Origin of the sequence: Mesorhizobium sp. CA8, assembly GCF_020164955.1 — a bacterium.
GTDB lineage: Bacteria > Pseudomonadota > Alphaproteobacteria > Rhizobiales > Rhizobiaceae > Mesorhizobium.
The window spans coordinates 34,438-56,827 of the sequence record NZ_JAIUHG010000030.1 but is presented as its reverse complement, the minus strand read 5'-3'; the positions used below and the strand labels follow the sequence as shown (position 1 = coordinate 56,827).

The 22,390-nt window shown below is 60.8% G+C and carries 22 protein-coding genes; 13 read left to right on the top strand and 9 right to left on the bottom strand.

All coding sequences use genetic code 11. The features are described from left to right. Positions 1-128: 128 nt before the first annotated feature. Positions 129-2,267: a type I restriction enzyme HsdR N-terminal domain-containing protein gene (locus LB553_RS26075; RefSeq protein ID WP_224517491.1), complete on the top strand. Its 2,139-nt coding sequence runs from the start codon at positions 129-131 to the stop codon at positions 2,265-2,267. A 163-nt stretch (positions 2,268-2,430) separates the two neighbouring features. On the opposite strand, the gene LB553_RS26070 is transcribed toward LB553_RS26075, so the two are convergent. Beyond that, positions 2,431-3,120, bottom strand: coding sequence for a hypothetical protein (locus LB553_RS26070; protein WP_224517490.1), 690 nt, complete (start codon positions 3,118-3,120; stop codon positions 2,431-2,433). A 574-nt stretch (positions 3,121-3,694) separates the two neighbouring features. Here LB553_RS26070 and LB553_RS26065 point away from each other — a divergent pair. The 4 genes from LB553_RS26065 to LB553_RS26045 all read left to right on the top strand — a co-directional run bounded on the left by LB553_RS26065 (position 3,695) and on the right by LB553_RS26045 (position 6,075). Further along, positions 3,695-4,021, top strand: coding sequence for a DUF736 domain-containing protein (locus LB553_RS26065; RefSeq protein WP_224517488.1), 327 nt, complete (start codon positions 3,695-3,697; stop codon positions 4,019-4,021). Between the two features lie 507 nt (positions 4,022-4,528). Beyond that, complete coding sequence (locus tag LB553_RS26055; protein ID WP_224517486.1) at positions 4,529-5,194, top strand: hypothetical protein; 666 nt, start codon at positions 4,529-4,531, stop codon at positions 5,192-5,194. A 130-nt stretch (positions 5,195-5,324) separates the two neighbouring features. Then, on the top strand, positions 5,325-5,519 hold the full coding sequence (locus tag LB553_RS26050; RefSeq protein ID WP_224517484.1) for a transcriptional regulator domain-containing protein: 195 nt from the start codon (positions 5,325-5,327) through the stop codon (positions 5,517-5,519). Positions 5,520-5,574: 55 nt separating this feature from the next. Beyond that, positions 5,575-6,075: a DUF2285 domain-containing protein gene (locus LB553_RS26045; protein WP_224517482.1), complete on the top strand. Its 501-nt coding sequence runs from the start codon at positions 5,575-5,577 to the stop codon at positions 6,073-6,075. A gap of 20 nt (positions 6,076-6,095) precedes the next feature. Here the strand turns inward: LB553_RS26045 and LB553_RS26040 are convergent, their stop codons facing one another. Then, positions 6,096-6,635 (bottom strand): dihydrofolate reductase family protein, encoded by a 540-nt coding sequence (locus LB553_RS26040; RefSeq protein WP_224517480.1) that lies wholly within the window; start codon positions 6,633-6,635, stop codon positions 6,096-6,098. Positions 6,636-6,945: 310 nt separating this feature from the next. After that, complete coding sequence (locus LB553_RS26035) at positions 6,946-8,028, bottom strand: MFS transporter (protein ID WP_263484246.1); 1,083 nt, start codon at positions 8,026-8,028, stop codon at positions 6,946-6,948. A gap of 167 nt (positions 8,029-8,195) precedes the next feature. Between LB553_RS26035 and LB553_RS26030 the strand changes: the two genes are divergently transcribed. Beyond that, positions 8,196-9,599: a PLP-dependent aminotransferase family protein gene (locus LB553_RS26030; RefSeq protein WP_224517478.1), complete on the top strand. Its 1,404-nt coding sequence runs from the start codon at positions 8,196-8,198 to the stop codon at positions 9,597-9,599. A gap of 123 nt (positions 9,600-9,722) precedes the next feature. On the opposite strand, the gene LB553_RS26025 is transcribed toward LB553_RS26030, so the two are convergent. The 3 genes from LB553_RS26025 to LB553_RS26015 are packed head-to-tail and all read right to left on the bottom strand — an operon-like array spanning position 9,723 to position 13,842. After that, positions 9,723-11,162: a GH39 family glycosyl hydrolase gene (locus LB553_RS26025; RefSeq protein ID WP_224517476.1), complete on the bottom strand. Its 1,440-nt coding sequence runs from the start codon at positions 11,160-11,162 to the stop codon at positions 9,723-9,725. Continuing rightward, positions 11,159-12,703: a GMC oxidoreductase gene (locus LB553_RS26020; protein WP_224517474.1), complete on the bottom strand. Its 1,545-nt coding sequence runs from the start codon at positions 12,701-12,703 to the stop codon at positions 11,159-11,161. Before LB553_RS26020 ends, LB553_RS26025 begins: the two co-directional genes overlap by 4 nt. Before the next feature lie 23 nt (positions 12,704-12,726). Further along, positions 12,727-13,842, bottom strand: a complete 1,116-nt coding sequence (locus LB553_RS26015) for an SDR family oxidoreductase (RefSeq protein WP_318011536.1) — start codon at positions 13,840-13,842, stop codon at positions 12,727-12,729. Here LB553_RS26015 and LB553_RS26010 point away from each other — a divergent pair. From LB553_RS26010 to LB553_RS25985, 6 genes are all read left to right on the top strand, one after another. Then, positions 13,829-14,224: a DoxX family protein gene (locus LB553_RS26010; RefSeq protein WP_318011535.1), complete on the top strand. Its 396-nt coding sequence runs from the start codon at positions 13,829-13,831 to the stop codon at positions 14,222-14,224. The two genes, LB553_RS26015 and LB553_RS26010, sit on opposite strands and share 14 nt — an antisense overlap. After that, positions 14,221-14,664 carry a cupin domain-containing protein gene (locus LB553_RS26005; protein WP_224517470.1) on the top strand — a complete coding sequence of 148 codons (444 nt, stop codon included), beginning with the start codon at positions 14,221-14,223 and terminating at the stop codon, positions 14,662-14,664. The genes LB553_RS26010 and LB553_RS26005 overlap by 4 nt, the downstream gene beginning before the upstream one ends. Before the next feature lie 4 nt (positions 14,665-14,668). Next, a complete protein-coding gene (locus tag LB553_RS26000) occupies positions 14,669-15,571 on the top strand; it encodes an SMP-30/gluconolactonase/LRE family protein (RefSeq protein ID WP_224517468.1) in 903 nt (300 codons plus the stop codon). Next, positions 15,562-16,614 (top strand): VOC family protein, encoded by a 1,053-nt coding sequence (locus LB553_RS25995; RefSeq protein WP_224517466.1) that lies wholly within the window; start codon positions 15,562-15,564, stop codon positions 16,612-16,614. The genes LB553_RS26000 and LB553_RS25995 overlap by 10 nt, the downstream gene beginning before the upstream one ends. Next, a complete protein-coding gene (locus LB553_RS25990; protein ID WP_224517464.1) occupies positions 16,615-17,925 on the top strand; it encodes a glucoamylase family protein in 1,311 nt (436 codons plus the stop codon). A gap of 428 nt (positions 17,926-18,353) precedes the next feature. After that, positions 18,354-18,650, top strand: a complete 297-nt coding sequence (locus LB553_RS25985) for a hypothetical protein (RefSeq protein ID WP_224517462.1) — start codon at positions 18,354-18,356, stop codon at positions 18,648-18,650. 498 nt (positions 18,651-19,148) lie between these two features. Here the strand turns inward: LB553_RS25985 and LB553_RS25980 are convergent, their stop codons facing one another. The 3 genes from LB553_RS25980 to LB553_RS25970 all read right to left on the bottom strand — a co-directional run bounded on the left by LB553_RS25980 (position 19,149) and on the right by LB553_RS25970 (position 21,188). Next, positions 19,149-19,613 (bottom strand): hypothetical protein, encoded by a 465-nt coding sequence (locus LB553_RS25980; protein ID WP_224517459.1) that lies wholly within the window; start codon positions 19,611-19,613, stop codon positions 19,149-19,151. A gap of 178 nt (positions 19,614-19,791) precedes the next feature. Then, positions 19,792-20,280, bottom strand: a complete 489-nt coding sequence (locus LB553_RS25975) for a hypothetical protein (RefSeq protein WP_224517456.1) — start codon at positions 20,278-20,280, stop codon at positions 19,792-19,794. Between the two features lie 65 nt (positions 20,281-20,345). Next, positions 20,346-21,188 (bottom strand): PRC-barrel domain-containing protein, encoded by an 843-nt coding sequence (locus tag LB553_RS25970; RefSeq protein WP_318011534.1) that lies wholly within the window; start codon positions 21,186-21,188, stop codon positions 20,346-20,348. A 782-nt stretch (positions 21,189-21,970) separates the two neighbouring features. Between LB553_RS25970 and LB553_RS25965 the strand changes: the two genes are divergently transcribed. Continuing rightward, the gene (locus LB553_RS25965) at positions 21,971-22,297 is read left to right on the top strand and encodes a DUF736 domain-containing protein (protein ID WP_224517454.1); all 327 of its coding nucleotides are present in this window, start codon (positions 21,971-21,973) and stop codon (positions 22,295-22,297) included. Positions 22,298-22,390: the final 93 nt, after the last annotated feature.

Sequence of the window (22,390 nt, the reverse complement as noted above, 5' to 3'; positions counted from 1 at the left end):
AGGAACACTATCGACGGTACGCTCGTCATGAGTTGCGGTGGAGGCTGGGAACTGGCATCGCTTGACTTGCACATGCGCAGGCGGCCAGAAGCAGGCTGGCTTATGTTAGGGGTTTGGATCGAAACGAAATGACGCTCGACATCAGGGGAAGCATCAAGAACACCAAGCTCAGCTTGAACCAATACGTGGTCTTTGAAGAACTTATCGCCAATGCGATCGATGCCTATCTCATTCGGCGAGCGAGCGACCAATCCGCGCCGGACATGAATATTACAATCGAAGTCGATTTCTTGCGTGCAGACTTGCTCGAGGATCGCGAACTGATGAACGTGTCGTGCGGCGACAACGGATGCGGTCTCGGCGACGACCAACTCAAGGCCTTCCTGACAAAGGATACGTCCTACAAGGATGATCTCTCCATCTCTGGCATCGGAAAATGCAAGGGCGCGGGACGTATCCAGTTCTTCCATCATTTCGCAGCAATGACGATCACCAGTACCTACCGGGACGGCGACGCTCTTCTGAAGCGCGTGTTTCGGTATTGCGAACCGCAGAAGCAAATCGAGGCTGATGATTTTACCACGGTGCCGGTCGCTGAAGCCGACATCGGGACCGTCATCCGGCTTGAGCAATTCAAAGAGGCGGTTCGCCCGCGCATATCCCACGGCGAGGCCCTCAGCACCCTCTTCTCGGCGCCGGCGCTGAAAAAGCAGATGCTCGTCGCTTTCCTGCAGCGGCTCGTCGGACTCAGTGAACAGCTGGGCAATTTCGAGATTCGGTTCACCACACGGCACTGGAAGGACGACCAAGCGAAGATCGAAGTGCTACGGCTCGCAGACCTGCCGGCAGTCACTGCCGAGCGTGTTATTGATGTCGAAGAGCGTGATCCTGCCTCAGGGGACCGTCTCGGCACGCGGCAAACATTCAACCTCTCCCACTATCAGCTCGATGCCGAACAGTATGATCTTCCGCGCAACGCCATCGCCTTCTGTGCCAAGTCCACGCCTGTGAAGGACATCACGGGTCACTACCTCAGGACGCGTACCGAGCAAAACAACCCGGTGGGCGGTTTCCATCATATCGTGCTGATCGAGGCTGACTATCTGGACGCACGCGTCAACGAGCAGCGTGACGACTTCGACAATATTCCCGACGAGATTCCGAGCGGCGATATGTTTTCGTCGGAAAAATTGTCCTACGCCGACATTCATGAGGCGCTCGATCCGGTCATCGACGAGATGGTCACTCCTGCCGACTGGAAGAAGGAGGCGGTGCTCAAGGAGGCCACCCTCCAGTTCGGCATCAGCGAAGCGATGCTACAGGATACCAAGACCAGGATCGTGTACGGCGAATCCGCCCAGTCGGTCGCTGAACGCGTGTTGAGCAAATACCAGAAGGCCGTCATCGACGAGACTGCCGCGATCTTCAGCCTCAAGGAGGAGATCATGGCAGCCGAGCCGGACTCCGACGAGTTCCGCCAGAAGATCCATGAGCTTTCCTGGAAATATACGTCATCGCTCAAGAACTTCGACATGGCCAACCTGTCGCAGCTAATCGTGCGTCGCGCCGCGATCGTCGATATCCTCGATCTCGCCTGCGGCCAGCGGCTTGCCATGCAGGCGGCCGCCGACGGCATCAGACGCAAGGATGAGCAGATCATCCACAGCATCTTTTTCCCGATGCGCAAGGACAGCACCGAAACGACTGATCACGATATCTGGTTGCTGAGCGAAGAGTACCGATATTATGACTATATCGCGTCGGACTTGCCGCTCGCGAACATCAAATGGAACGATGACACCAGTGTATTCGAAAGTGATATCGATGAGGCACTTCGAAAAATTCTTGCGAAACGCACGAGTGACAACGGGGGCAAGCGTCCCGACATCGCGGTGTTCAGCAAGGAGGGCTCGGCGATCATCGTCGAATTCAAGGCGCCTGGTGTTTCCACTGATGAGCATATCGGCGATCTTTCTGAATATGCTCAGCTGCTTGCGGCGAAATCCGGCGGCAAACTTAGAAAATTCTATGGCTATCTGATCGGCGATAGCGTCAATACGCTGCGTCTGAGCGGGAACTGGACGCCGTTCCCGACCGGCAAGGGCTGGTTTCAATCAAGCGAACTGAAGGATCCCGAGACGCGACAATCGCTGGGCGAGACCTATTTCGAGATACTGCATTTCAGTGATGTGATCGACCGCGCCAAAAAACGCATTGGCGTCTACCAGGAGAAACTCAAACTGGACTTCCGTCGCAACAACATTTGAACTGCGACCGCGCCCGTTGGATACGCCTAGTCTAGCGCGTTTGAGTTCCGGGAGCGGACTGGCAGGACTTGGCCCCTCGGGCACCAGCTAAACGTCGACGATAACGGGAGGTCCTAAGCCGCCAACCCGTAGTCGTTTCAGTGACGGGCTGCTGAGATCGACTTCAATTTCTGACGTGAAGGGAACTGCGTAAGTTTCGGCGTCGAATCCCCTGAAAGCGACTCCGGCAGCCTTCATCGCCTTGAATACCTTGCAAACGGCAGAAACGAAGATGGGCATCAAGTCCAAATAGATTGATCTTCGGGTATCGGTCACGTAAGCCGCGGTCGCGGATTGCCGGAAGTTTGAGCTGCATATCGATCCCTTCCATCCTCCGCACTGCCTTGTCGCTGCCGACGGTGGTGTCGAGGTACGGCGAGGCGCATGAAGGATCAAGCCGCGCGTCAAGATCGTCCAGCCTGACGCAATGGGACGTCTGGATTGGAGTGCCATGAAGCGTGGGGTGGCGCGCAAGAAGGAAGGAAGCGCCGCACCAGCGATCCAGATCGGTATCGAGGTACAGACGACGATTCAAACTGTGGAACAGGGGATGATTACGATGATGGATGGCATTGCGTACCGCTAAGAGCACGGTGGTATCGCCGCGACCGAAATATGGGAACAGACCCTTCGAGACATCATAGAGCGTGTGAAAGGCCTCAAGCTTCATTTCGAAAGTGCGATCTAGGTTGTCAATCGCCTCCTCGGGATCAACTTTGAATAGCTCACCAAAGCGCATATGCGTCTCGACATACATTCGCATGATGTTCGCTAAGCTGCCCATCGCTCTTTCTATGATCTGATTGCTGCTCAATCGTGTCGTTCCGATATGGTGGCCATCGTGCAGTCGCCACGCCAAGCCGTTGTCCCAACGACGCGTGCCGCGGAGCGCTTCTTGTAGACCGACGGTCTTGGTTGACCAAGATCAATGGCAGCCTTCCGACCTTTGAAGTCCAGCAGCCGCCAGTCCGCTTCCGGCCCAAATAAGACGTTCATGGTCGTCGTTATGGGCGCTTGTCGCCGGGTAGGCGAAGGCTTGATGTAGGCAAGCCGTTGTAGCTCATAACTTGACGGACCAATCCGCTCTGTTTCTGAGCCGCCATGCCGCCATTGCCTCCGTGGCCACTTCTCAGAGCGCACCAGCGACCTCTCGAACGGGCTGATCTGGCCGAAGGACGGCTGAAGCCTCGACCGCCTATGCCGCAATGGCGCGTCGCGAGTTTCTTCCCCTGGGCTAAGCCCATTCCTCGCGCAACCAAGAAACGCGCGCCTGCGCCATCCTCCGCTCTGCTGCGGTCGCAAGCGATGCGGCGGCGGTCGCCTTCGGCCTCACGATCGCCATCGAGGCCGCATGGTGCGGGCTCGGAAACGAAAACGGAGACTGAAAAATGGCCACCATCGGCACCTTCAAGAAGACCAATGCGAACGAGTTCACCGGCGAGATCATCACCCTCAGCGTCCAGGCCAAGGGCGTGCGCATCATCCCCGACACCCGGGCCAGCGGCGAGAACGCCCCAAGCCACCGCGTGGTGGTCGGCAAGGCCGAGATAGGCGCCGCCTGGTCCAAGCGCTCCAACGAAGGCCGCGACTATCTCGGGCTCAAGCTGGACGATCCGAGCTTCACCGCTCCGATCTACGCCAATCTCTTCGCCGACGAGGAAGGCGAGGGCCATAGCCTGATCTGGTCCCGCCCCAACCGCCGCAGCGGCGAGTGAATCGGCAGACGCCTCGCCCGACACCGGGCGAGGCGTCCTCTGATGCTGACTGCGAAACCTTACTACGATGGATCAGAGCGGCTGGCGAGCCGGACGCCCGCACCACCGCCATTCTCCGGGATGAACTGAATGCCTGCGGATTCGAGTGCGCGTCGCAACGCGTCAATGGTTACCCTGTTTGCACTTATTGGACCGGTTAGAGGCTCTAGTCGTTTGATCGTAGCGAGCGAAACCTTGGACCGTTCCGCAAGCGTTTTCTGATCCCATTGAAGCAAAGCACGTGCGGCTCGAATTTGTCCGCTTGTAAGTTCAGCTATACCAAAAGTATCATTTGATGCCATAGGGCTTGATTTTTTGCCTGCGTTCACTTAAATCACCGCTAGTTGCCACCGCCTGCGACCCACGAGAGATCATCTCCAGGTCATGGACGGGGGTGAAACGGTCGAGCAGGGTGCAGGAACACCTTGCCCGACCTGACCAAAGCCAAGCTGTGTGGGAGCTCGGATCATGGCTGATTCCGACAATACCACGACTTTGCCTTCCGTCACGCTTGGACGGGAGATGCAATCTCTGTTGACCAAAGACCGTGCTGGCTCTTCAGCCGAAGCTCCGTCGTCACTCGATCCCGCACTTCTCCTGTCCCTTGCCTGGATTGATGCCCATATAGAGATGCTGGCTTCGTGCGTCCGGCAGCAGCATGAAGAAGAGGAGAGGCTGTTACAGCACGAATTCTTGTCCGTCGGCGCTCTTATTGGGCGCGGGGAGGGGGCTAGCGCCGACTGCGACGATCTCGATGGCCGGGAAGAGAATGCCGCGGACAAGGCCGACGCCCTGTTGGCTGAGATTGCCGCGACGCCGGCACAATCGTTGGCAGGCGTGGTCGCCAAGCTTGCGGTCGTAGTTCGGGAAGCGAAGGACAACACCGATCTTTGCGAATTTCCGCTTCCGCAGATCCGCTCTGCCTTGGCCGATCTGCGGCGCCTCGCTGATGTCACGATATGCGACCAGCCGGTCGGCTGGCCCGCCGGCGACCAGTCGATCGGCTCGCTGTTCGAGCAGCCCGCCTCGTCCTTCGCGGCCTGGCGCGCCTTCAGCGCGTGGAGCCAAGGTGATGACGAGGCCTATCGCAGCTGGACGAACACATTCAAAATACTGCAGGGCGCAAGCCAATAGGCCTTGCTAGCGCCCCGGCCTGATCGCTCGCCGCCGGGTTCTCTCCTCGTCCGTTCGTCAATGACGGAATCCAAGGATTTCGCTTAACGCCGCATCTCCCTATCAAATCCTTGAGAAGGGAAGGATGCGGATGAAGCCGGATACATCGCAGTGGCGTGACCCACAGGCATATGCATTCATCAAAGGCGCAGCCGCCGATGAGATTGCCTGGGAATTCCTGCGCCGCAATCCGCGGTATCAGCAGGACTTCGCCACCTCGCGCTCGGCTAAGGCGATGCGCGCATTCCGCAAGCGCTGGGGTTTGCAGTTTCGCCGCCCGGCCTGACCAGTCCGCGGTAGAGCAGCCCGTCTATTGGGCACCGGAGATCAACCCTGGGGTCGTGAACCTTGTCGAGGTTCCGCCGGATCTGCAAACGCGGGAGGGCAGCGCCTTCGACGTACCGCTTGCCGCGGGCCGACGTGACGAACTCGGCCTTCACATGCGCTCTTCACCGGGCGGCACGCAACTGGCGCTTCTCGGCGACACCAAGCCAGCCGAACCGCTTGCCGCCATCATCCCGCTCGACGACATGGCGCACGATCGGCTGCAAGCCATCGAACGGTTCATCCGCTCGATCCACAGGCCGCACCTTCCCGACGCGCGGTTGACCGCGGCGCAGCGCCGGCGCCTTGCCCACATGCTGCGATGCCTCGATGGTCGGGAAGAGCAGGCGTCCCATTTCGAAGTCGCGACCGCTTTGTTCGGCCGACGGCTGGTCAGCGCCGCCGACTGGCACGACTCGGCTTTTCGCTATCAGACGCATCGCTTAGTGCGCGACGGCCTGAAGATGGTCGAGCGCGGCTACCGCCAATTGCTCCGCGCGCGACGGCGTCATTCCTGAAGGTTCAGACGCCGCCTTGCTCAGTGCGGACGATATGTGAGCGCCACGACACCATTCGCGAAGCGGTGCGTGCGGACGAGTTCCATGTTCATCTTGTCCGCATCGATGTCCGCAAAAGCGCGCCTGCCCTCACCGACTTTGGTAGGCATGATTAAAAGGTCGTATTCATCGACTAAGTTGTTGTCCAACAGTGTCTTGTCTAGCCCGGTGATACCGTATTTCAGGATATGCCCGCCGGCCTGCCTCTTGAGCGTGGCAAGTCCTTCGGCCACATCGCCTTTGATAAGTGACGCGTTCCACTTGACCTCGTTGAGCGTCGTTGACGCTACCAGCTTCTTCAGCCCGTTGATGCGATCCATGTAAGCGCTTCCGGTCGCGTTTGGCCACACCGGAACGAAGTATTCATAGGCTTTGCGCCCGAGAAGGAAGAACTCGACGTCGTCTAGCTTCCGATGGGCAAACGCTTTGACCTCGTCGTCGAAAAACCGTGAGGCCCAGGTCATCGGCGACTCGACGATGCCGTCGAGGGAGACGAAGCTCGAAACCAGCAGTTTTCTCATGTCATCACTCCTTGTGTTGCGTGCCAAAACACAGGCGGGCCCATCTGGGTCGCGCCTTTTAATCTCTCCACCTGTCGTCGGCGAGGAGTACTCGATTGCGCTAACCATCGCCGGTCCCGTCGCCCTTCTTGCGAAGCGGATTGGCTACCGACATGACGCCTCAGCGCGCCGGTAGCGATCGGCACATGGACGTCGCTGTGGCGAACATCGATCAACCGGCGCCCCTGGCGCGTTCCGGCCCGATTCAGTCCAGGGATCGCATCCATCTGGTCACGAAGTCCGGTGACGATATCTGAAAGAAATTGGCGCCTCAGCATTCACGGCCCCCTCTCGTTGTGGCGAGATGGAGGAGGGCAACGAGCGTGAAAACGCCAGCTGTCGCGACGGACGCCGTACTGAACCCGATCGCTGTCGCAAGGCCGCCGAACGCAAACCCGCCGAGACCGAGGCCCGCGTCATAAGCGCCGTTCCACAGTGCGCTTGCACCATCCACCTGCGAGGGAGCCGCGCGGGCGAGCAGCTCGGCGAGCGTCGCGGTTTGCAGCACGCCGAAGGCTATCCCGCTCAAGAGCATGCCGGAGAGCACCTCTGCCTCGCCCGTGGCGGCCAGGCCGATTGCGGCGACGACACACGCGGCGAGGCCGGCGAGCATAGGTAGGCGCGTGCCGTGCCTGTCGACATGCCGTGCCGAAAGCCAGCGGCTAACGGGTGCTCCCAAACCCTGAAGCAGCAGGCCCAGTGTGATCGTCCCGCTGGTCGCCTCCGGATGGGCGAGAGGAAGGAAGGTGACCGTTGCACCGACAAGGACCGCGCCGCAGCCGAGCGAGATTGCCGGCCAGATCGCCACGGCCAAAGGCGGAAAGCAATGAGCCTCGTGCGTTCCGATCTTCCTCTCGGAAGGAAGGACCGCGGTCGCGGCAAGGGCGGCAAAGGCAAGCGCCGCCGCGCAGACGGCTGTCCCCGGTGCAGCGAGATTGGTCAGCACCCAAGGGCCAAGGGGAACGGCCACGATCGCCGGAACCGCCGACGCGACCCCATATATGCTCATGGCTTCGGCACGCCGCGACGGCGGTGCCATCTGGGCCGAGAGACCGCTGGCGGCGACGAGCAGCACGCCAAGTGCAAGCCCGCGAACTGCGCAATTCAGGAGCAGCAGCGCAAGCGAAGCAGGAAAGGCCGTAAAGCAGGCTAGGCCGAGCAACCCGAGGGCGAGCGCCAGCGCGCCCTTGCGACCGACGCGGTTGGTCACATGCGGCGCGGCAATTTCGCCGACGATGGTGGCCGCCATCAAAGCGCCGGTTGCGGCGCCTGCGCCGCGGGTCCCTCCGATAGCCGACGCATGCGCCGGAATGGCCGACAGGAGCAGATAGAAGCTGCTCATTGCCGAAAGCATCACTCCTGCAACGCTCAGCATGGGAGCCATCAAAATTGGTTCAGGAGCGGTTCGCGCCCGTGGCGCGGTAATTGCGGTTGTCGGCATGGCCTTGTTCTCACAGATGACGAGGCCAGGCTTACCGTGCTACTGGTCTTAACGACATGGCCAGTTGTCGAGGAGTTTTGTTGACCAGTTTGAACGCGGATATCGCTCTCAGCCTTGACCGCTCCATCGATGAGAGCCTCGGCAGCCAGCTCCGCCGCGGCCTGCTGACCCGAATTCGATCCGGGGCCTTGCGGCCTGGCGTCCTCCTTCCCTCGACCCGCGCGCTTGCCGCTCAACTGGGTGTCTCGCGGCCACTTGTGGTCGACGTGTATGCGCAACTCGCCGCCGAAGGATTCCTGACCGTGCGTCAGGGCGCACGGCCGATGGTCGCCGCCGGCTTGGCGAATGTCGCCGCCCCGGCAGAGCAGCGGTCCGCCGATCAAGTGATCCGCTACGACCTGCGACCGGCCATGCCGGACGTGGGCCATTTTCCGCGCAAAGCTTGGGTGAGCGCCGTCAGGCAGGTACTCCAGACGCTTCCGGCGAGCGATCTCGGCTATGGCGAAATTCGCGGGAGTTCCGTGCTTCGGGTTGCGCTCGCCGATTATCTCGGCCGCGTGCGCGGCCTCATCGCCGACCCCTCATGCATCTTCATCACCAGCGGCTTTGCCGAAGGGCGCGCGCTGGCCTGTGTTGTTCTGCATGCGGTCGGAGTGCGCAGGGTTGCGGTCGAGGATCCGGGCTACAGCGATTGGGTCGCGGTCGACAAAGCCGGGTTGGTCCGGGTGCCGGTGCCGGTGGATGAGGATGGGATCGACGTCGACCAGCTCATCGCGACTGGCGCCGATGGAGCGCTGGTCACGCCCTCGCATCAGTTTCCGGTTGGCAGCGTGCTCAGCGCGGTTCGGCGACAGCGCCTGGTCAAATGGCTTCATGAGACGGACCGCTACATTCTTGAAGACGATTATGACGCGGAGTTCCGCTACGATCAGGCGCCGGTCGGGGCGCTGCAGGGTCTTGCTGCCGATCGCGTCATCTACGCGGGAACCGTAAGCAAGACGCTGGCACCAGCGTTGCGCCTTGGCTGGCTTGTCGTTCCGCCGCAATTGGTCGCGTCGATGGTTGGAGAACTTCGGCGATGGAGTGAAGGACCTCCGCGCATCGATCAGGATGCGCTTGCGCACCTTCTGCAGTCGGGCACCTATGATCGGCATTTGAGAAAGATGCGCCGCATCTACCGTGATCGCCGGAACAGCCTGCTGAGCTGCTTGAGGGACGAACTCCCGGACGTCGAGGTCGAGGGCGCGGCAGCGGGTCTCCATGTAACAGTGCGACTGCCCGCAACCATTGATCGAGCCGGTGAGGCCGGCATCGTCGCGCTTCTGCGAAGACGGGGCGTGGCGACCGAAGCGTTCGGGCGATATTCCCAAACCGCGGCCGGGCCACGGCGCTTATTCATCGGCTACGGCCGAATTGCCGACAGCGCCATTGCTTCCAGCGTGCGTTTGCTCGCGCAGACCATCCGTGACGTCTCGACCCGGTGAAGTCCGGCGATCGCGTTCGTTGCATGCATTTTTGCCATCGCGCTGAGCCCTCGATGCATGGTTCCGATCCGCGAGCTTCTAACCGAACGTGCCAAGTTTTTGAATTGAGGTGAGCCGGTATTCTTAGCTATGCAAGAAATGAATTGCAGTGACCGATTGAGGGGGTGTCGAAATGTTCAGGCGCAAGGTGTCCCCCTCCAGGCTACTCACAAACGGCTCGCTTCGTAGCTCCGACACCTCTTTGAGTTCATCGACCGCCGCGGCGCTCAAATACTCTGGCTTGCCCATCTCTTCCCAGCGGCGCTTGGCGTTGGCGTGCTCGGTGTCGATCCGCTGAACAGAGGCGGACGTGGCAGGTGGTGCGCTCGTCAGGGTGAAGCATACCTGCTCGGTGACGATCGGATGACGCGGCAGGGCGAAGTTCGTAAGCATTAGAGTGGAGCCGCCGTTGTCGCCTCGCACGAACCATGCGTCCACGGTCTCGTGCGCTCCATCGACCTGGACCATCTCGGTGCCGAGTCCATGGAGCAATTGGAAGGCGCGGTAGGCGGGCTTGGCGATGCCATGGATGTTCAGAAGTCCGAACCCGCCCTGGAAAGGGACCGACGGAAAATAGTTCTCCTCGAAAATGTCAGAGAAGGTCCAGTAGCTGTACCCTCGCACCAATCCGTTCGCTTCCAGCACGGTCTTGACGATAAACGCGGCCGCGTATGGGTCGTCATGCATGGAATCGCGCGGATTGGAGGAGGTGGACCATTCAGTGTAGTACACCGGAACATTGCCCGCCTGCTTGCGCACGAGGCGAGCTTCTTTGCGCAAGGCGCTGCGCCTGCTCGCGGCGAGCTGCGCTTCTGTGTCGTCCCCCGGCTGGCCGAAATCGTCGGTCGGGTAATGGTGCGTGCTGACGAAATCGGCGGGCAGGTGGGCGGCTCGGCAGAAATTCAGAAAATCCTCAATCCACGCGTTATCGGCGGTCGCCGGGCCGCCGACCTTCAACGCGGGGTCGATGCCTTTGATGGCTTCGGCAGTGTAGCGGTAGAGCTCGAAATAGTCACTCTGCTTACCGGTGCCGAAGGCCGTCAGGTTCGGCTCGTTCCAGACTTCAAAGAACCATTGGCGCACCTCGTCCAGCCCGTAGCGGTCCACCCAGTGGCCCACCAGCTTGCGGATCAGTACCGCCCATTGCGCATAATCCTTCGGCGGTGTGACGTTGGCGCGGTAGTGGAAGACGGTTTTGTCGCCCGACGCCAGGACGCCTGGCATGAAGCTCAGCTCGACGAAGGGCCTCATGCCAATCGAGCGCAGGAAGTCGATGATCAGGTCGGCGTTGAAGAAGGAGTAGAACAACGTGTCGCCCTCGCCGATTAGAGTGCCCACGTCGTCGCACAATATGCCGTGGAATCGGACATGACGCATGCCGAGCTCGTCGTGCACCCGCTTCAGCTGCGCCTGCCAGTCGGCGCGCAGGCCAAGCGTGGCGTGGCCGCTGCCGACCGTATGTTCCCAGAAATGCGGCAGCTCCGTCGCCGGTCCGTTCAGGTCGCACGAAAACGTCGCGGTCATGTAAGCCGCTCCTTGATCCTGTCCGCCACGCGCAAGGCGTTGGCGATGATGGTCAGCGTGGGATTGACCGCCGCAATGGAGGGAAAGAAGCTCGCATCCGCGACATAGAGATTATCGAGTTCGTGGGCCCGACAATCGAGGTCGAGCACCGATGTCACGGGATCGGTCCCGAAGCGGGCCGTCCCGGCCTGATGCGCGGTGCCGCCAATCGGAATGTCCAGGCCGAAGTAGAACCTGCGCTCCAGCAGCACGGGGCGGAAGCCGGCCCTGCTCAATATCTGCTTCAGCTTGTTCCGCAGCCGGCGATGGGCTTCAAGATCGCTCTCGACCATCTCCAGGACGACACGATCTCCGTCGTACCGAATTCGGTTTTCCGGGCGCGGGAGGTCCTCGCTCGACAGCCAGAAATCCATTGAGCGGCGGGCCATGGCCTCAAAGGGCGCCTTCGGCAGCCATTCCAGCCAGTGGGGCAATGCCTCGCCCCTGATCTGCGCGCCATGCGAGGTGGCGCACATCTGGATCAAACCGAGCGGAAAGTCCCAGTCGTCCGATCCGAAGTAGAAGTCGGAGACGGCGAGCGTCTTCTGGAAGACCGTGTCGTTCGGCTCGAGCATCAACGCCATCAGCACGGATTGATCGTGACGCATGTAGTTACGGCCGACCAGGCCGGAACCGTTGGCGAGGCCGTCCGGGTGCCGGTGGCTGGCCGAGCGCAGCAGAAGCAGCGCCGTCGAAAGCGCGCCGCAGGCCACCACCACTATGGCCCCGCGGAAGCGTTCTTCCTTGCCGTGCCGCCGCACAATTACATCAGTCACCGTCCTGCCCGTGGCGTCCGTATCGAGCCTGGAGACATAGGCGTTGGTCAGCAGCGACAGATTGGGATAAGCCGCGAGCGCCGGGTCGACGCATATAACCTGCGCATCTGCCTTGCCGTTCAGCAAGCAGGGAAACCCATCGAACGCATCGCAGCGGATGCAAGTGCTGGTCGGCGCGGCTCTGCCGCCCTTCTCCTCCAGCAGGATGCCAAGCGGCAGGTGGAACGGGTGTAGCCCGTCTTTCGCCAGGCTATCGTGAAGGTCCTGAATGCGCGGCTCGTGCGACACGGGCGGGTAAGGAAAAGGGCCGCTCGCCGGAGGCTCGGTCGGGTCCTCGCAGCGCTGGCCATGGACGTGGAACAGCAGCTCCGCTTCGGCATAGTAAGGCTCGAAGACCTCATATCCGAGCGGCCATGCAGGAGATACACCGGCCTTGTGACGGAGTTCGCCGAAATCGCGTTCGCGCATGCGAAAGAGCGCCCCGCCATAGACCTTGGAATTGCCGCCGACATAGTAGTGCAGGCCGGGATGAAAGCTATCGCCGTTCTTGCCGTACCAGGTTTCCGTGGCCTGGTAAGCGCCGTCCACAAACACCGTCTGCGCGTCCCAATTTGCCCGTGACCGCGGCAGGTATCCGCCGCGCTCGATAAGCAGAATGCGCTTTCCGGTGGGTGCGAGACGATGCGCGACCGAGGCGCCGCCGGGACCGCTGCCGATGACGATCACATCATATTGCCCGTCCATCGCCCTCAGCCATTGGTCGCGAAGCCGGGAAAGAGCGTCATGCCGCCGTCGACGAACAGTGTCGTGCCGACAACGTAGTCGGATTCGTCGGACGCCAGCCAGACCGCAGCCCGTGCGACGTCTTCTGGGAGCCCGATGCGCCCATAAGGTATTAGCGTCAGCAGGTTTTTCAGCGCTTCGGGCGTGTTCCAGGCGGCGGTGTTGATAGGCGTGCGTATCGCGCCGGGCGCGATGCCATTGACCCGGATGCGCTTGGGAGCAAGCTCTTGGGCAATGCTTTCCATCAGCAGCTTGATGCCGCCTTTCGAGGTAGCGTAGTTCGCATGCCCCGCCCACGGTATTTCCTGGTGCACCGAACTCATGCAGATGATCTTACCGGCCGCGCATGAGACGGAAGGCACGACGCCGCGTCGCAGGAACTCCCGCGTGGCGGCCTGGGCGCAGAGGAATTGACCGGTCAGATTGACCTCAAGAACTTTGTTCCATTTTTCCAATGACATCTCGGCGAACGCGCAATCGCGTTGCAGGCCGGCATTGGCGACGAGGATGTCGATGGTCCCGAATTCGCGCACGGCGCGCTCGAACATGTCCTCGACCTGATCCTGCGCCGAGACATCGGCCCGATGTGCCACCGCCTTGCAGCCGGCCTGATGGATTCGGTCGACGACGCCGTTCGCCGCGTCCTCGTTCTCGACATAGTTCACCACCACGTCGGCGCCGGCCAGGCCGAGCGCGATCGCGACGCTCTCGCCGATACCTGAATTAGCCCCGGTAACGATGGCTTTCTGCCGCGCCAACGGCTTGTGGTCGGACATTGGAAGCTCACTGGAACAACGTGTCTGCCGGCCGAAACCGGCACCGGGTACAACGGAGTTCAGGGGCAAAAGCTCCGGCTTCTTCCGCCACCAGGCGGTGCGGGAACGCGAATGTGATCTCGGCTCCCGAACCAAATTCGCGCTCCAACGTATGAGAGTTGGAGAATATCGCGCCCGATCAGCGGGCGCGGATCCCGTGTCGAAGGATATCGCAATGCCCGCTGTCCTGATCGCGTTCGCAACGCGCTGCTTGCTGGTCGGGTTGTTCTTGCCTTTCAGTGCGCTCGACAAGGTGTTGAACTTCAAGCTGGCGACCGACCAGGCATCTCAGGTGATCTCTAGGCGCTGGCTCGCCACGGTGATGATCATCGGCGGCTTCTGCATCGAGCTGTTCATGTCACTTGCGATTCTGAGCGGCGTTGCCGATCGGCTCGCTGCCTTGATCCTTGCTGGCTATTGCCTCGTCACGGCGCTGTTGTGGAAGCAGTTCTGGAATCGGCCCGACTTCAGGCTCAAAGGCAAGAGCAGAGGCAGGGAAGTCTTTTGGGATTTTCTCAAGAACCTCGCCCTTGCCGGCGGCTTTCTTCTTCTCACCTTCGGATCCGGGGCGGCCGGGGTCGAGCGTTTCTTGCGCCACCCGCTGGCGTCCTCCCACCCCTACCGGACAGTTCAGGGGGACCTGCAGTGAGCACCGCGCCGGCAGTCCCCTACTGGCATCTGTGGACGGATGCTGACGGGATCAGCCACCAGAGTCGTTGCGCGATGACGGAATTCGACCTGGAATCGATCAAGCCGCCCGCCGAGCCCCAATGGCAAGGCTGGCGCGCGAGCGGGCGCATGACGGTGCTCCTCACGGTTCTGCCCGTCGGCTGGATAGGTACATGGCACGAAAACCCGAAGCCACAATGGATCGTCCCGCTCTCGGGACGCTGGTTCGTGGAATCCATGGACGGAGCGCGCGTCGAGATGGGGCCGGGCGAGCTGTCCTTCGGCGGCGATCAGAATTGCCGACAGACGGACGGCAAGCGGGGCCACCGCTCCGGCACGGTGGGCGATGAGCCGGCCGCGTTGATCGTGATCCAACTGGAGGATGCCCCCACGCAGTCACTGGCTTGCGAATTCAGGTAGACAGATGAACGACTTCGAGATCGTCGATCGACGGTTTGCCCACTATATCCTGGAGAACGCTCCGCTCGAAGAACTTGCCGGCGGCTTTCGCTGGATCGAGGGACCGGTCTGGATGGGCGACGCGAATTGCCTGTTGTTCCAGGATCTTCCGCGCGACCGAACCATGCGCTGGATCGAGGATGCCGGCATATCCGTCTATCGCTCGCCGTCGGGATACGCCAACGGGCAAGCGCGCGACAGGCAGGGGCGGTTGATTTCCTGCTCGCATCGCGAGCGCTGCCTATTCCGGACAGAATGGGACGGATCGCTGACACGGCTCGTCGACCGGCACGAGGGCAAGCCTCTCAACGCGCCCAACGACGTCGTCGTAAAATCCAACGGCTCGATCTGGTTCACCGACCCTCTCTATGGCATTCAGAACGACTATGAAGGCGGCCGACAGCTTTCCGAGCAGCCACCCGCACTTTATCGGTTCGACCCGCAAAGCGGGCACATTGCGATCGCCGCAGGCGACTTCGACGGGCCGAACGGCCTGGCGTTTTCGCCGGACGAAACCCGTCTATACGTATCGGAAACAGGCGACCAAACCACCGACGCCCCCCGGCAATATATCAGGGTCTTCGACGTTGCAGCGGGCGACAGGCTATTTGGAGGCGAAGTCTTTCATAAGATCGAGCCGGGCTATGCCGATGGGCTGTGCGTGGACGAGGACGGCAACATCTGGTCGAGCGCGGCGGACGGCGTGCACTGCATTGCGCCCGACGGCGAACTGCTCGGCAAGATCCTCGTTCCGCATCGCGTGTCCAACCTGACGTTCGGCGGCTTCGCTCGCAACCGACTGTTCATCGGCGGCTCGCATACGCTCTATGCAGTCTTCCTCAATCGCCGGGGGGCGACATGGCCATGAATGCCGCAACTTTGCGCGTCGAAAGGCTCATCCGCTTCAGCCTCACCACGGCCGACGCCGAAAGCGCATCCCGATTCTACGAGGCCGCTTTCGGTTGCCGCCGGACCGCGGTGGACCGGCTGGCTGGCGAAGCATTCGAGCGCCTGATGGGCGTCTCCGGTGGCGCCGATCGCATCACCCTCCGGCTGGGACGGGAAACTCTGGAACTCCTGCAGTTTGACGTATCGGGCAGCCCCTATCCGCGACAGGCATCCTCAACCGATCTTTTCTTCCAGCATTTCGCGATTGTAACCTTGGACATGGAAGGAGCTTTCGAGCGGCTTTCTAGCGTGGCGGGCTGGAAGCCCATCTCTGTGGGCGGGCCGCAGCATCTGCCGGCCTCTTCCGGCGGCGTCACCGCGTTCAAGTTCCGCGATCCGGAGGGGCATCCCCTCGAACTGCTCGCGTTCCCCAAAGGTGGCGATCCCCGCTGGTCTAAGCCGCCGTCCGGCGAGCCCTGTCTTGGCATCGACCATTCGGCGATCAGCGTTTCCGACACTGGCCGGAGCGTTGCCTTCTACGAAGGCCTTGGCCTTTCCGCGTCGGCGCATTCCCTCAACCACGGCGTCGTCCAGGAGATGCTGGACGATGTCGATGGCGCCGAGGTTGACGTCACCGCGCTGGCCCCGTCCTACGGTACGCCGCATCTCGAACTGCTGTGTTACCGAAACAAGCGTGGCCGCGACGAGTACGTCATTCCCGCGCCGCGAAACAACGACATCGCCTGCACCCGACTGGTCTTCGAGCTTGCCCCGGTTCAAGCCCGCAACGATGGCGAGCGCCTCGTGCGCGATCCGGACGGTCACGCCTTTCTGCTCGTTTCGCGAGCGTCGCCGCGCTGGGCGGCCTCAGGGGATGCGGAGCGGAGCAGGGGCCTGGAACCGACATCGCCAATAAGGCAGGCGCGAGCGGTGAAGTCCGCTCGCCCTGACATCGTTCTCCGTCCCATTGTCGGGTCGGCGAAGCGAACGCGCGACGCCGGAGTTTTTATGGAGCGGCCTTGAATGCAGAACAAGCCCAAACAGGTCGCGCCCGGCGATGAGTTTTTGGCGGCTCTCCAGACCAGGACGTTCGACTACTTTCTTTATGAGGCCAACGAGGCCAACGGTCTCATAGCCGATCGGACCAGAAAGGGTTCGCCCGCCAGCATCGCGGCTGTCGGACTGGCTCTCTCGTCCTATCCGGTCGGCGTGGCCCGAGGCTTCATGACGCGCCAGCGCGCTTGCGCAAGAACGCTCGCCACTTTGCGCTTCTTGCGCAACAGCGCCCAAAGCGCCCAACCGGACGCAACCGGCTACAAGGGATTTTACTACCATTTCCTGGACATGGAGACGGGCCGGCGCGTCTGGCAATGCGAACTGTCCACGATAGACAGTGCGCTCCTGATCGCAGGCGTTCTGACGGCCGGCGCCTTTTTCCAGGAAGACAGCGAGGAGGAGAAGGAGATCCGCACGCTTTCCGAGGCGCTTTACGAGCGGGTGGACTGGGATTGGGCGCGCAACAGCGGCGCCACCGTCACCCATGGCTGGACGCCGGAAAACGGATTCATTGGCTACCGCTGGGAAGGCTATGACGAAGCCCTGATCCTGTATGTGCTCGGACTCGGTTCGCCCACCCACGCTCTGCCGCCCGAAAGCTACGCGGCATGGCTCCAGTCTTATCGGTGGAAGAAGATCTACGGCCAGGAATTCGTCTACGCCGGGCCGCTCTTCATTCACCAGCTTGCACATGTCTGGCTTGATTTCCGTGGCATCCGGGACTCCTTCATGCGTGAACACGATTGCGACTACTTCGAGAACAGCCGCCGTGCCACCTATGTCCAGCGAGAATATGCCATCCGCAATCCACTCGAGTTCGTCGGATATGACGAGACGAGTTGGGGCGTGAGCGCCAGCGACGGCCCGGGCTGGCGGACGTGCCGGATCGACGGCGTCGAGCGGCGGTTCTACGGCTACAGGGCTCGGGGCGTGCCGTTCGGACCCGATGACGGCACGCTGTCGCCCTGGGCGACGGCGGCATCGCTGCCGTTCGCTCCGGAGGTCGTCCTGCCAGCCTTGCGCCACTTTGATGAGATCGATCTCAATCTTGACAATTCCTACGGTTTCAAAGCGAGCTTCAACCCAACGCTCAAATCAGATAGCGGTCATATCGCCGGTTGGGTTGCGTCCGATCATCTCGGACTGAACCAGGGCCCTATCGTGCTAATGATCGAGAACTACCGATCCGACTTTCTCTGGCAGCTGATGCGCAACTGCCCACATGTAGTGCGCGGACTACGCCGGGCTGGTTTCACCAAGGGCTGGCTCTCTTCTTGAGCCCAACCGGCGCGGAAGACAGCTGACAAGTCGCTGGCAGAGGCCGGCTCTCCGCCGATATGGCTCGAGCCATTTCGAACAGTTCGCGGGCAAACGCCTGTGGCTTCGGCAACGGCCGCCGGCGTCTCGCCGCTCCCGAACTGCTTTATAAGAACAAGGTCCGCTGGTCCTTCTCGCGATTGGCGTAGGACAGGGCAAGCAATCCTGCGAGCGCCCGCATTGGGTCGCTGATCACATAAAAATTGCACGCAATTTCGGATGAAATTCGTTTGCATGAATCCACCGATGGCGGGAAACTGCCGGATAAGAGCTGCGCAACTCCGGTCTGGAGACGGAGGCGGAACTAGGAAGCCCTCTCGAGCACCGGCAAGAGCGCAACGGGTCGTCGCCAAGCAGGTAGGTCGTCGTGACGGAAAGGAGTTTGAGTTATGTCCGGATTGCAACAGGAATTTCAGGTCGCCACGGATTCGCGCGTCGTTGCGCCCATTCGGCGTAATTCAAAGATCGTCAAGTTCGCCAAGGAGGTTGCAGGCGAAGAGTCCCATGAGATGCCGACCTCGGTTGAAATCTTTTCGGACAGGGGGCGCTGGTACTGTCAGGTCCGTCGCGGGAATGAAAAGACGCGGCCGATGGGCCCCTATACCAAACTGCAGGCTGAACGGATTCAGGAAGCTCGGAGAGCGTTGATCGCCAAAAGGGGCACTGCTCGGATTATTTTCGACTAGAAAGTATCCAGCAGCTTCAAGGAAGCGTTGTTTGCGAGTAGCGGACACGATTTTACCTGGCGTAAGCGGCGCTCCAAATCGCTTCGTCGGCGCTGCCAATCTGAAACGTCCACCATTGGCGTCATTATCTCGAACACGACGATGTCATCCCGGTCTGTTTCTTCGCCGGCCTTCCAAAGACCCACCGCAGGCACCTGGAGATTAGGCGGTCACTCCGAAGCGAGCCGCAAGTTCTTCTTTCGGACGGTCGAAATCCCTTCCGGGAAAGGTTTGCCCTTGGTTGTCGGAACGGGGGCAACAGAATTTCGACGAGGTACATAGTGTCACCGCTATGCTGCGGATCTGAGAGGATTGCTTGAGAGAGTGATCGCGGCCACCCGGACGAGGCAAAAAGAATACGGGCGACGCTCGCCCGTATTCTCATAATTACCGGTCTTCGGCCCAGACGCATCTGCTTGGACCTTTCGCTCGCTGCCTTTTCAGCTTCCCGAGGCGACGCTACTCCCTCGCATGGCTCAAAATGCGAAATACCGGCCAATGAGCAATCGCTTCACGTAGTCTGCTGAAAAGCTTCCCTTCCATGCCGATGGCAGACCGAATTTGGACGGCAGCCCATCCGGCTTTCATGGTCGCGCCGACATGGCAATGGCAGACGACAGCGTGCAACTGCCAATCCGTAAGCTCGAAGAAGCGTTTCGCTTCGCCATAGGTATCATTCTTCAATCCTTGCGCGCGCAATATTGGATCAGCGAAAGCAACGCTGAGCGCGGAGTCCAGGGACCGCGCCTTGTCACGCACGTCCAGGGTCATGTATTCCGTCCCGGGGAAGGCGGCGAGGCACCGCTCGGGATTTCGCTCGAGCAGCATGGCCCAATGTTCCAAACGCTGCCCTCGCGTCATAGCCGGAAAGGACACTTCGACTTCCGCGACCTCGTGCAGTTCTTCAAGTGTCTGATGTTTCATGGCAGTCTCCTGTTGGCGAGGCGCTCTGCCTGCAGAATGCACAGGTCGGAATGGGCCTCGGTCGTCCCTACGCATGCGAACCAGCGGTGGGTCGGGAAGTTCCATTGGCGAGAAAATTTGACCGTGTGCCTGCCTTAATTTCCCGCTGTCTCTGTGCCTTGGAGCATCCCGCAACGAGCTACTGCGATGCTTCGACCAGCCGTCGGAGCAATGGGTAATCCTTGAGATCCCTGTAAGGCGTAAGATCTAACTCCCCTGGCACACACCGAAGCATTTCCTCATCGATCGCTTTCTCGTGCCTCTTGATGACGGTTTGGTAGTGCCGCCAGGTCAGACCAGCCCCTCTCACCGCATCTCTTTCGATGCGCGAGGCAATTTGGTGGGCGTGCAGATAATGAAGCCGCAACTCGTCCAAGAGAGCTTTTTCAACAATTTCGTGGCACACCAGAAATGGTTCGAGCCGCACGTCCTTGCCTCTCCACCTGATGGTGCGCGGCAGATGTCGGTCGATGTAAATCGTCGTTGCATCCCTGCTGTACCCAGCAATGTAGGGAATATCGAACTCGTGGCTGACCTTAACTCGTCGATGAAGCGCAGAAACGACATCAGACAGGACGAGGTCGCTGATATCTTCAGAGCTGTGACGGACCTCGTCGGCTAATTTCAAGTCCGCTCCTGCGTTTTCCAGTCGAAGCGCCCGCCGCCACTCGGGCGAGCGCTTAGCGATGAGTGTTACTTGTTGACGATGATGCGCTGCTTGTCCCGATTTTGTGCGTAAGTGGCCTTGTCGTAGGCAGTCTGCGCCTCCAACTGGTCCTTGGTGAAGTTCGTATAGAGGTAACCGCTACCGTTCTTGTCGGTCATGAACTTGAGGTTCTCCATACCGACGGCGACCTTCTTTTCGCCGATGCCGAGGAAGCCGCCTGCATCAACGATTATCGCGTCGACTTTCTTGTCGCCAGTCAGGATGACGTCGCCGATCTCACCGACCTTCGCATCATCTGCGCCATAGACGTTGGTGCCGATCAGATTTGCCGCGCTGATTTTATCTGACGGCATTTCGGTCAGGGACGACTTGTCGATCGAGGCTGTCGAGATCGCATCGGTTTTACCATTAGCCGCTTGGCTGTTAGTCGTCTGCGCCGTGGGTGCTGCCGCGTTATCATAAGCCTTCGTATCGAAGTTTGGTTGAGCTTTGAGCTCATCCTTCGTCGTCTTTGCGACTAACCAGCGATCGCCCTTCTTGTTGACCCATTCAAGCTTGCTGAAATCATAGGCCACGTTCTTTTCCCCCACGCCGAGGAATCCGCCGACGCCGATAACGACGAGTTTGGCGTTCCCGTCCTTGTCCAGGACGATGTCATTGACATCGCCAATCTTCGTCGCGTCGTCGGCGGTGCTGTCATAAACCGCGGCTCCCATGATCTTGGAGACGAGCTTGCCATCAGTGACCGGGACAACAGCCTCCGCCTGGGTAGCGGGGTTGCTGGTATTTGCGGCGTGAGCACCCGCCGTGCAGAGCGCCGTCGACATGAGAGCTGCCGTCGCGGCCGTAGCTAGTATCTTGCGGACCATTGTGAAAGGCTCCTGGCCTGGTCGATTGACGTCGGCAGCTGCCAACGCAATTCATCCAACGGAAGGAACTGCCTTACGTTCCGGGAGGAGGCTAATGGTCGCAACCGGTGCCAGACTGAAGGCTCATGCAGAACCTGCACGGCTCTACCGCCCCCCCATCACCAGCGAGTCAAGTGACCCGACCTGCGAACAGGATACAACTGCCGTCGATGCCAGGGATCTGGCCTAATTATCCGAAAGAGGACGTTCCGTCATCGGCCGCAAACCCGACGGCCGCAAAATGCGGCCGCTCAATACCAAAAGCCGGTATTTTGGAGCGCGTGTCTGGACCAGCTTCGATAGCAGTCAGCAACGACATTACCCAGTCATGCACGCGAGACGAGGTCGATCCCGTCCGCGATCGCCAGATGGATCCAGGCTCTGATTGTGAACACGTCAGGCCGCGGTAACACCTGCACGGCGAAACGTTCCACATCCTCTCCTTTTGGCGCAGATGATCCAATCGTTCCGGTCTCTACATTTCACGGAGCGCACCAACGACCTCTCGAACGGGCTGATCTGGCCGAAGGACGGCTGAAGCCTCGACCGCCTGTGCCGCAACGGTGCGTCGCGAGTTTCTTCCCCTGGGCGAAGGCCCATTCCTCGCGCAACCAAGAAACGCGCGCCTGCGCCATCCTGCGCTTTGCTGCGGTCGCAAGCGATGCGGCGGCGGTCGCCTTTGGCCTCACGATCGCCATCGAGGCCGCATGGTGCGGGCTCGGAAACGAGAACGGAGACTGAAAATGGCTACCATCGGCACCTTCAACAAGACCAATGCGAACGAGTTCACCGGCGAGATCATCACCCTCAGCGTCCAGGCCAAAGGGGTGCGCATCGTCTCCGATACCCGCGCCAGCGGCGAGAACGCCCCAAGCCACCGCGTGGTGGTCGGCAAGGCCGAGATCGGCGCCGCCTGGTCCAAGCGCTCCAACGAAGGCCGCGACTATCTCGGGCTCAAGCTGGACGACCCGAGCTTCAGCGCTCCGATCTACGCCAACCTCTTCGCCGACGAGGAAGGCGAGGGCCACAGCCTCATCTGGTCCCGCCCCAGCCGCCGCAACGGCGAGTGACTTCGAAGACGCCTCGCCCGGCACCGGGCGAGGCGTCTCCTGATGGCGCGAAAGCCTTCCGCGGCCCGGTCTGTTCGACGGGTTTCCCTGTTA

Coding starts and splice junctions, on each gene's coding strand:
- LB553_RS26075 (WP_224517491.1), top strand. CDS start 129: ATGACGCTCGACATCAGGGGAAGCATCAAGAACACCAAGCTCAGCTTG.
- LB553_RS26065 (WP_224517488.1), top strand. CDS start 3,695: ATGGCCACCATCGGCACCTTCAAGAAGACCAATGCGAACGAGTTCACC.
- LB553_RS26055 (WP_224517486.1), top strand. CDS start 4,529: ATGGCTGATTCCGACAATACCACGACTTTGCCTTCCGTCACGCTTGGA.
- LB553_RS26050 (WP_224517484.1), top strand. CDS start 5,325: ATGAAGCCGGATACATCGCAGTGGCGTGACCCACAGGCATATGCATTC.
- LB553_RS26040 (WP_224517480.1), bottom strand. CDS start 6,635: ATGAGAAAACTGCTGGTTTCGAGCTTCGTCTCCCTCGACGGCATCGTC.
- LB553_RS26035 (WP_263484246.1), bottom strand. CDS start 8,028: ATGCTTTCGGCAATGAGCAGCTTCTATCTGCTCCTGTCGGCCATTCCG.
- LB553_RS26025 (WP_224517476.1), bottom strand. CDS start 11,162: ATGACCGCGACGTTTTCGTGCGACCTGAACGGACCGGCGACGGAGCTG.
- LB553_RS26000 (WP_224517468.1), top strand. CDS start 14,669: ATGAACGACTTCGAGATCGTCGATCGACGGTTTGCCCACTATATCCTG.
- LB553_RS25995 (WP_224517466.1), top strand. CDS start 15,562: ATGGCCATGAATGCCGCAACTTTGCGCGTCGAAAGGCTCATCCGCTTC.
- LB553_RS25990 (WP_224517464.1), top strand. CDS start 16,615: ATGCAGAACAAGCCCAAACAGGTCGCGCCCGGCGATGAGTTTTTGGCG.
- LB553_RS25985 (WP_224517462.1), top strand. CDS start 18,354: ATGTCCGGATTGCAACAGGAATTTCAGGTCGCCACGGATTCGCGCGTC.
- LB553_RS25980 (WP_224517459.1), bottom strand. CDS start 19,613: ATGAAACATCAGACACTTGAAGAACTGCACGAGGTCGCGGAAGTCGAA.
- LB553_RS25970 (WP_318011534.1), bottom strand. CDS start 21,188: ATGGTCCGCAAGATACTAGCTACGGCCGCGACGGCAGCTCTCATGTCG.
- LB553_RS25965 (WP_224517454.1), top strand. CDS start 21,971: ATGGCTACCATCGGCACCTTCAACAAGACCAATGCGAACGAGTTCACC.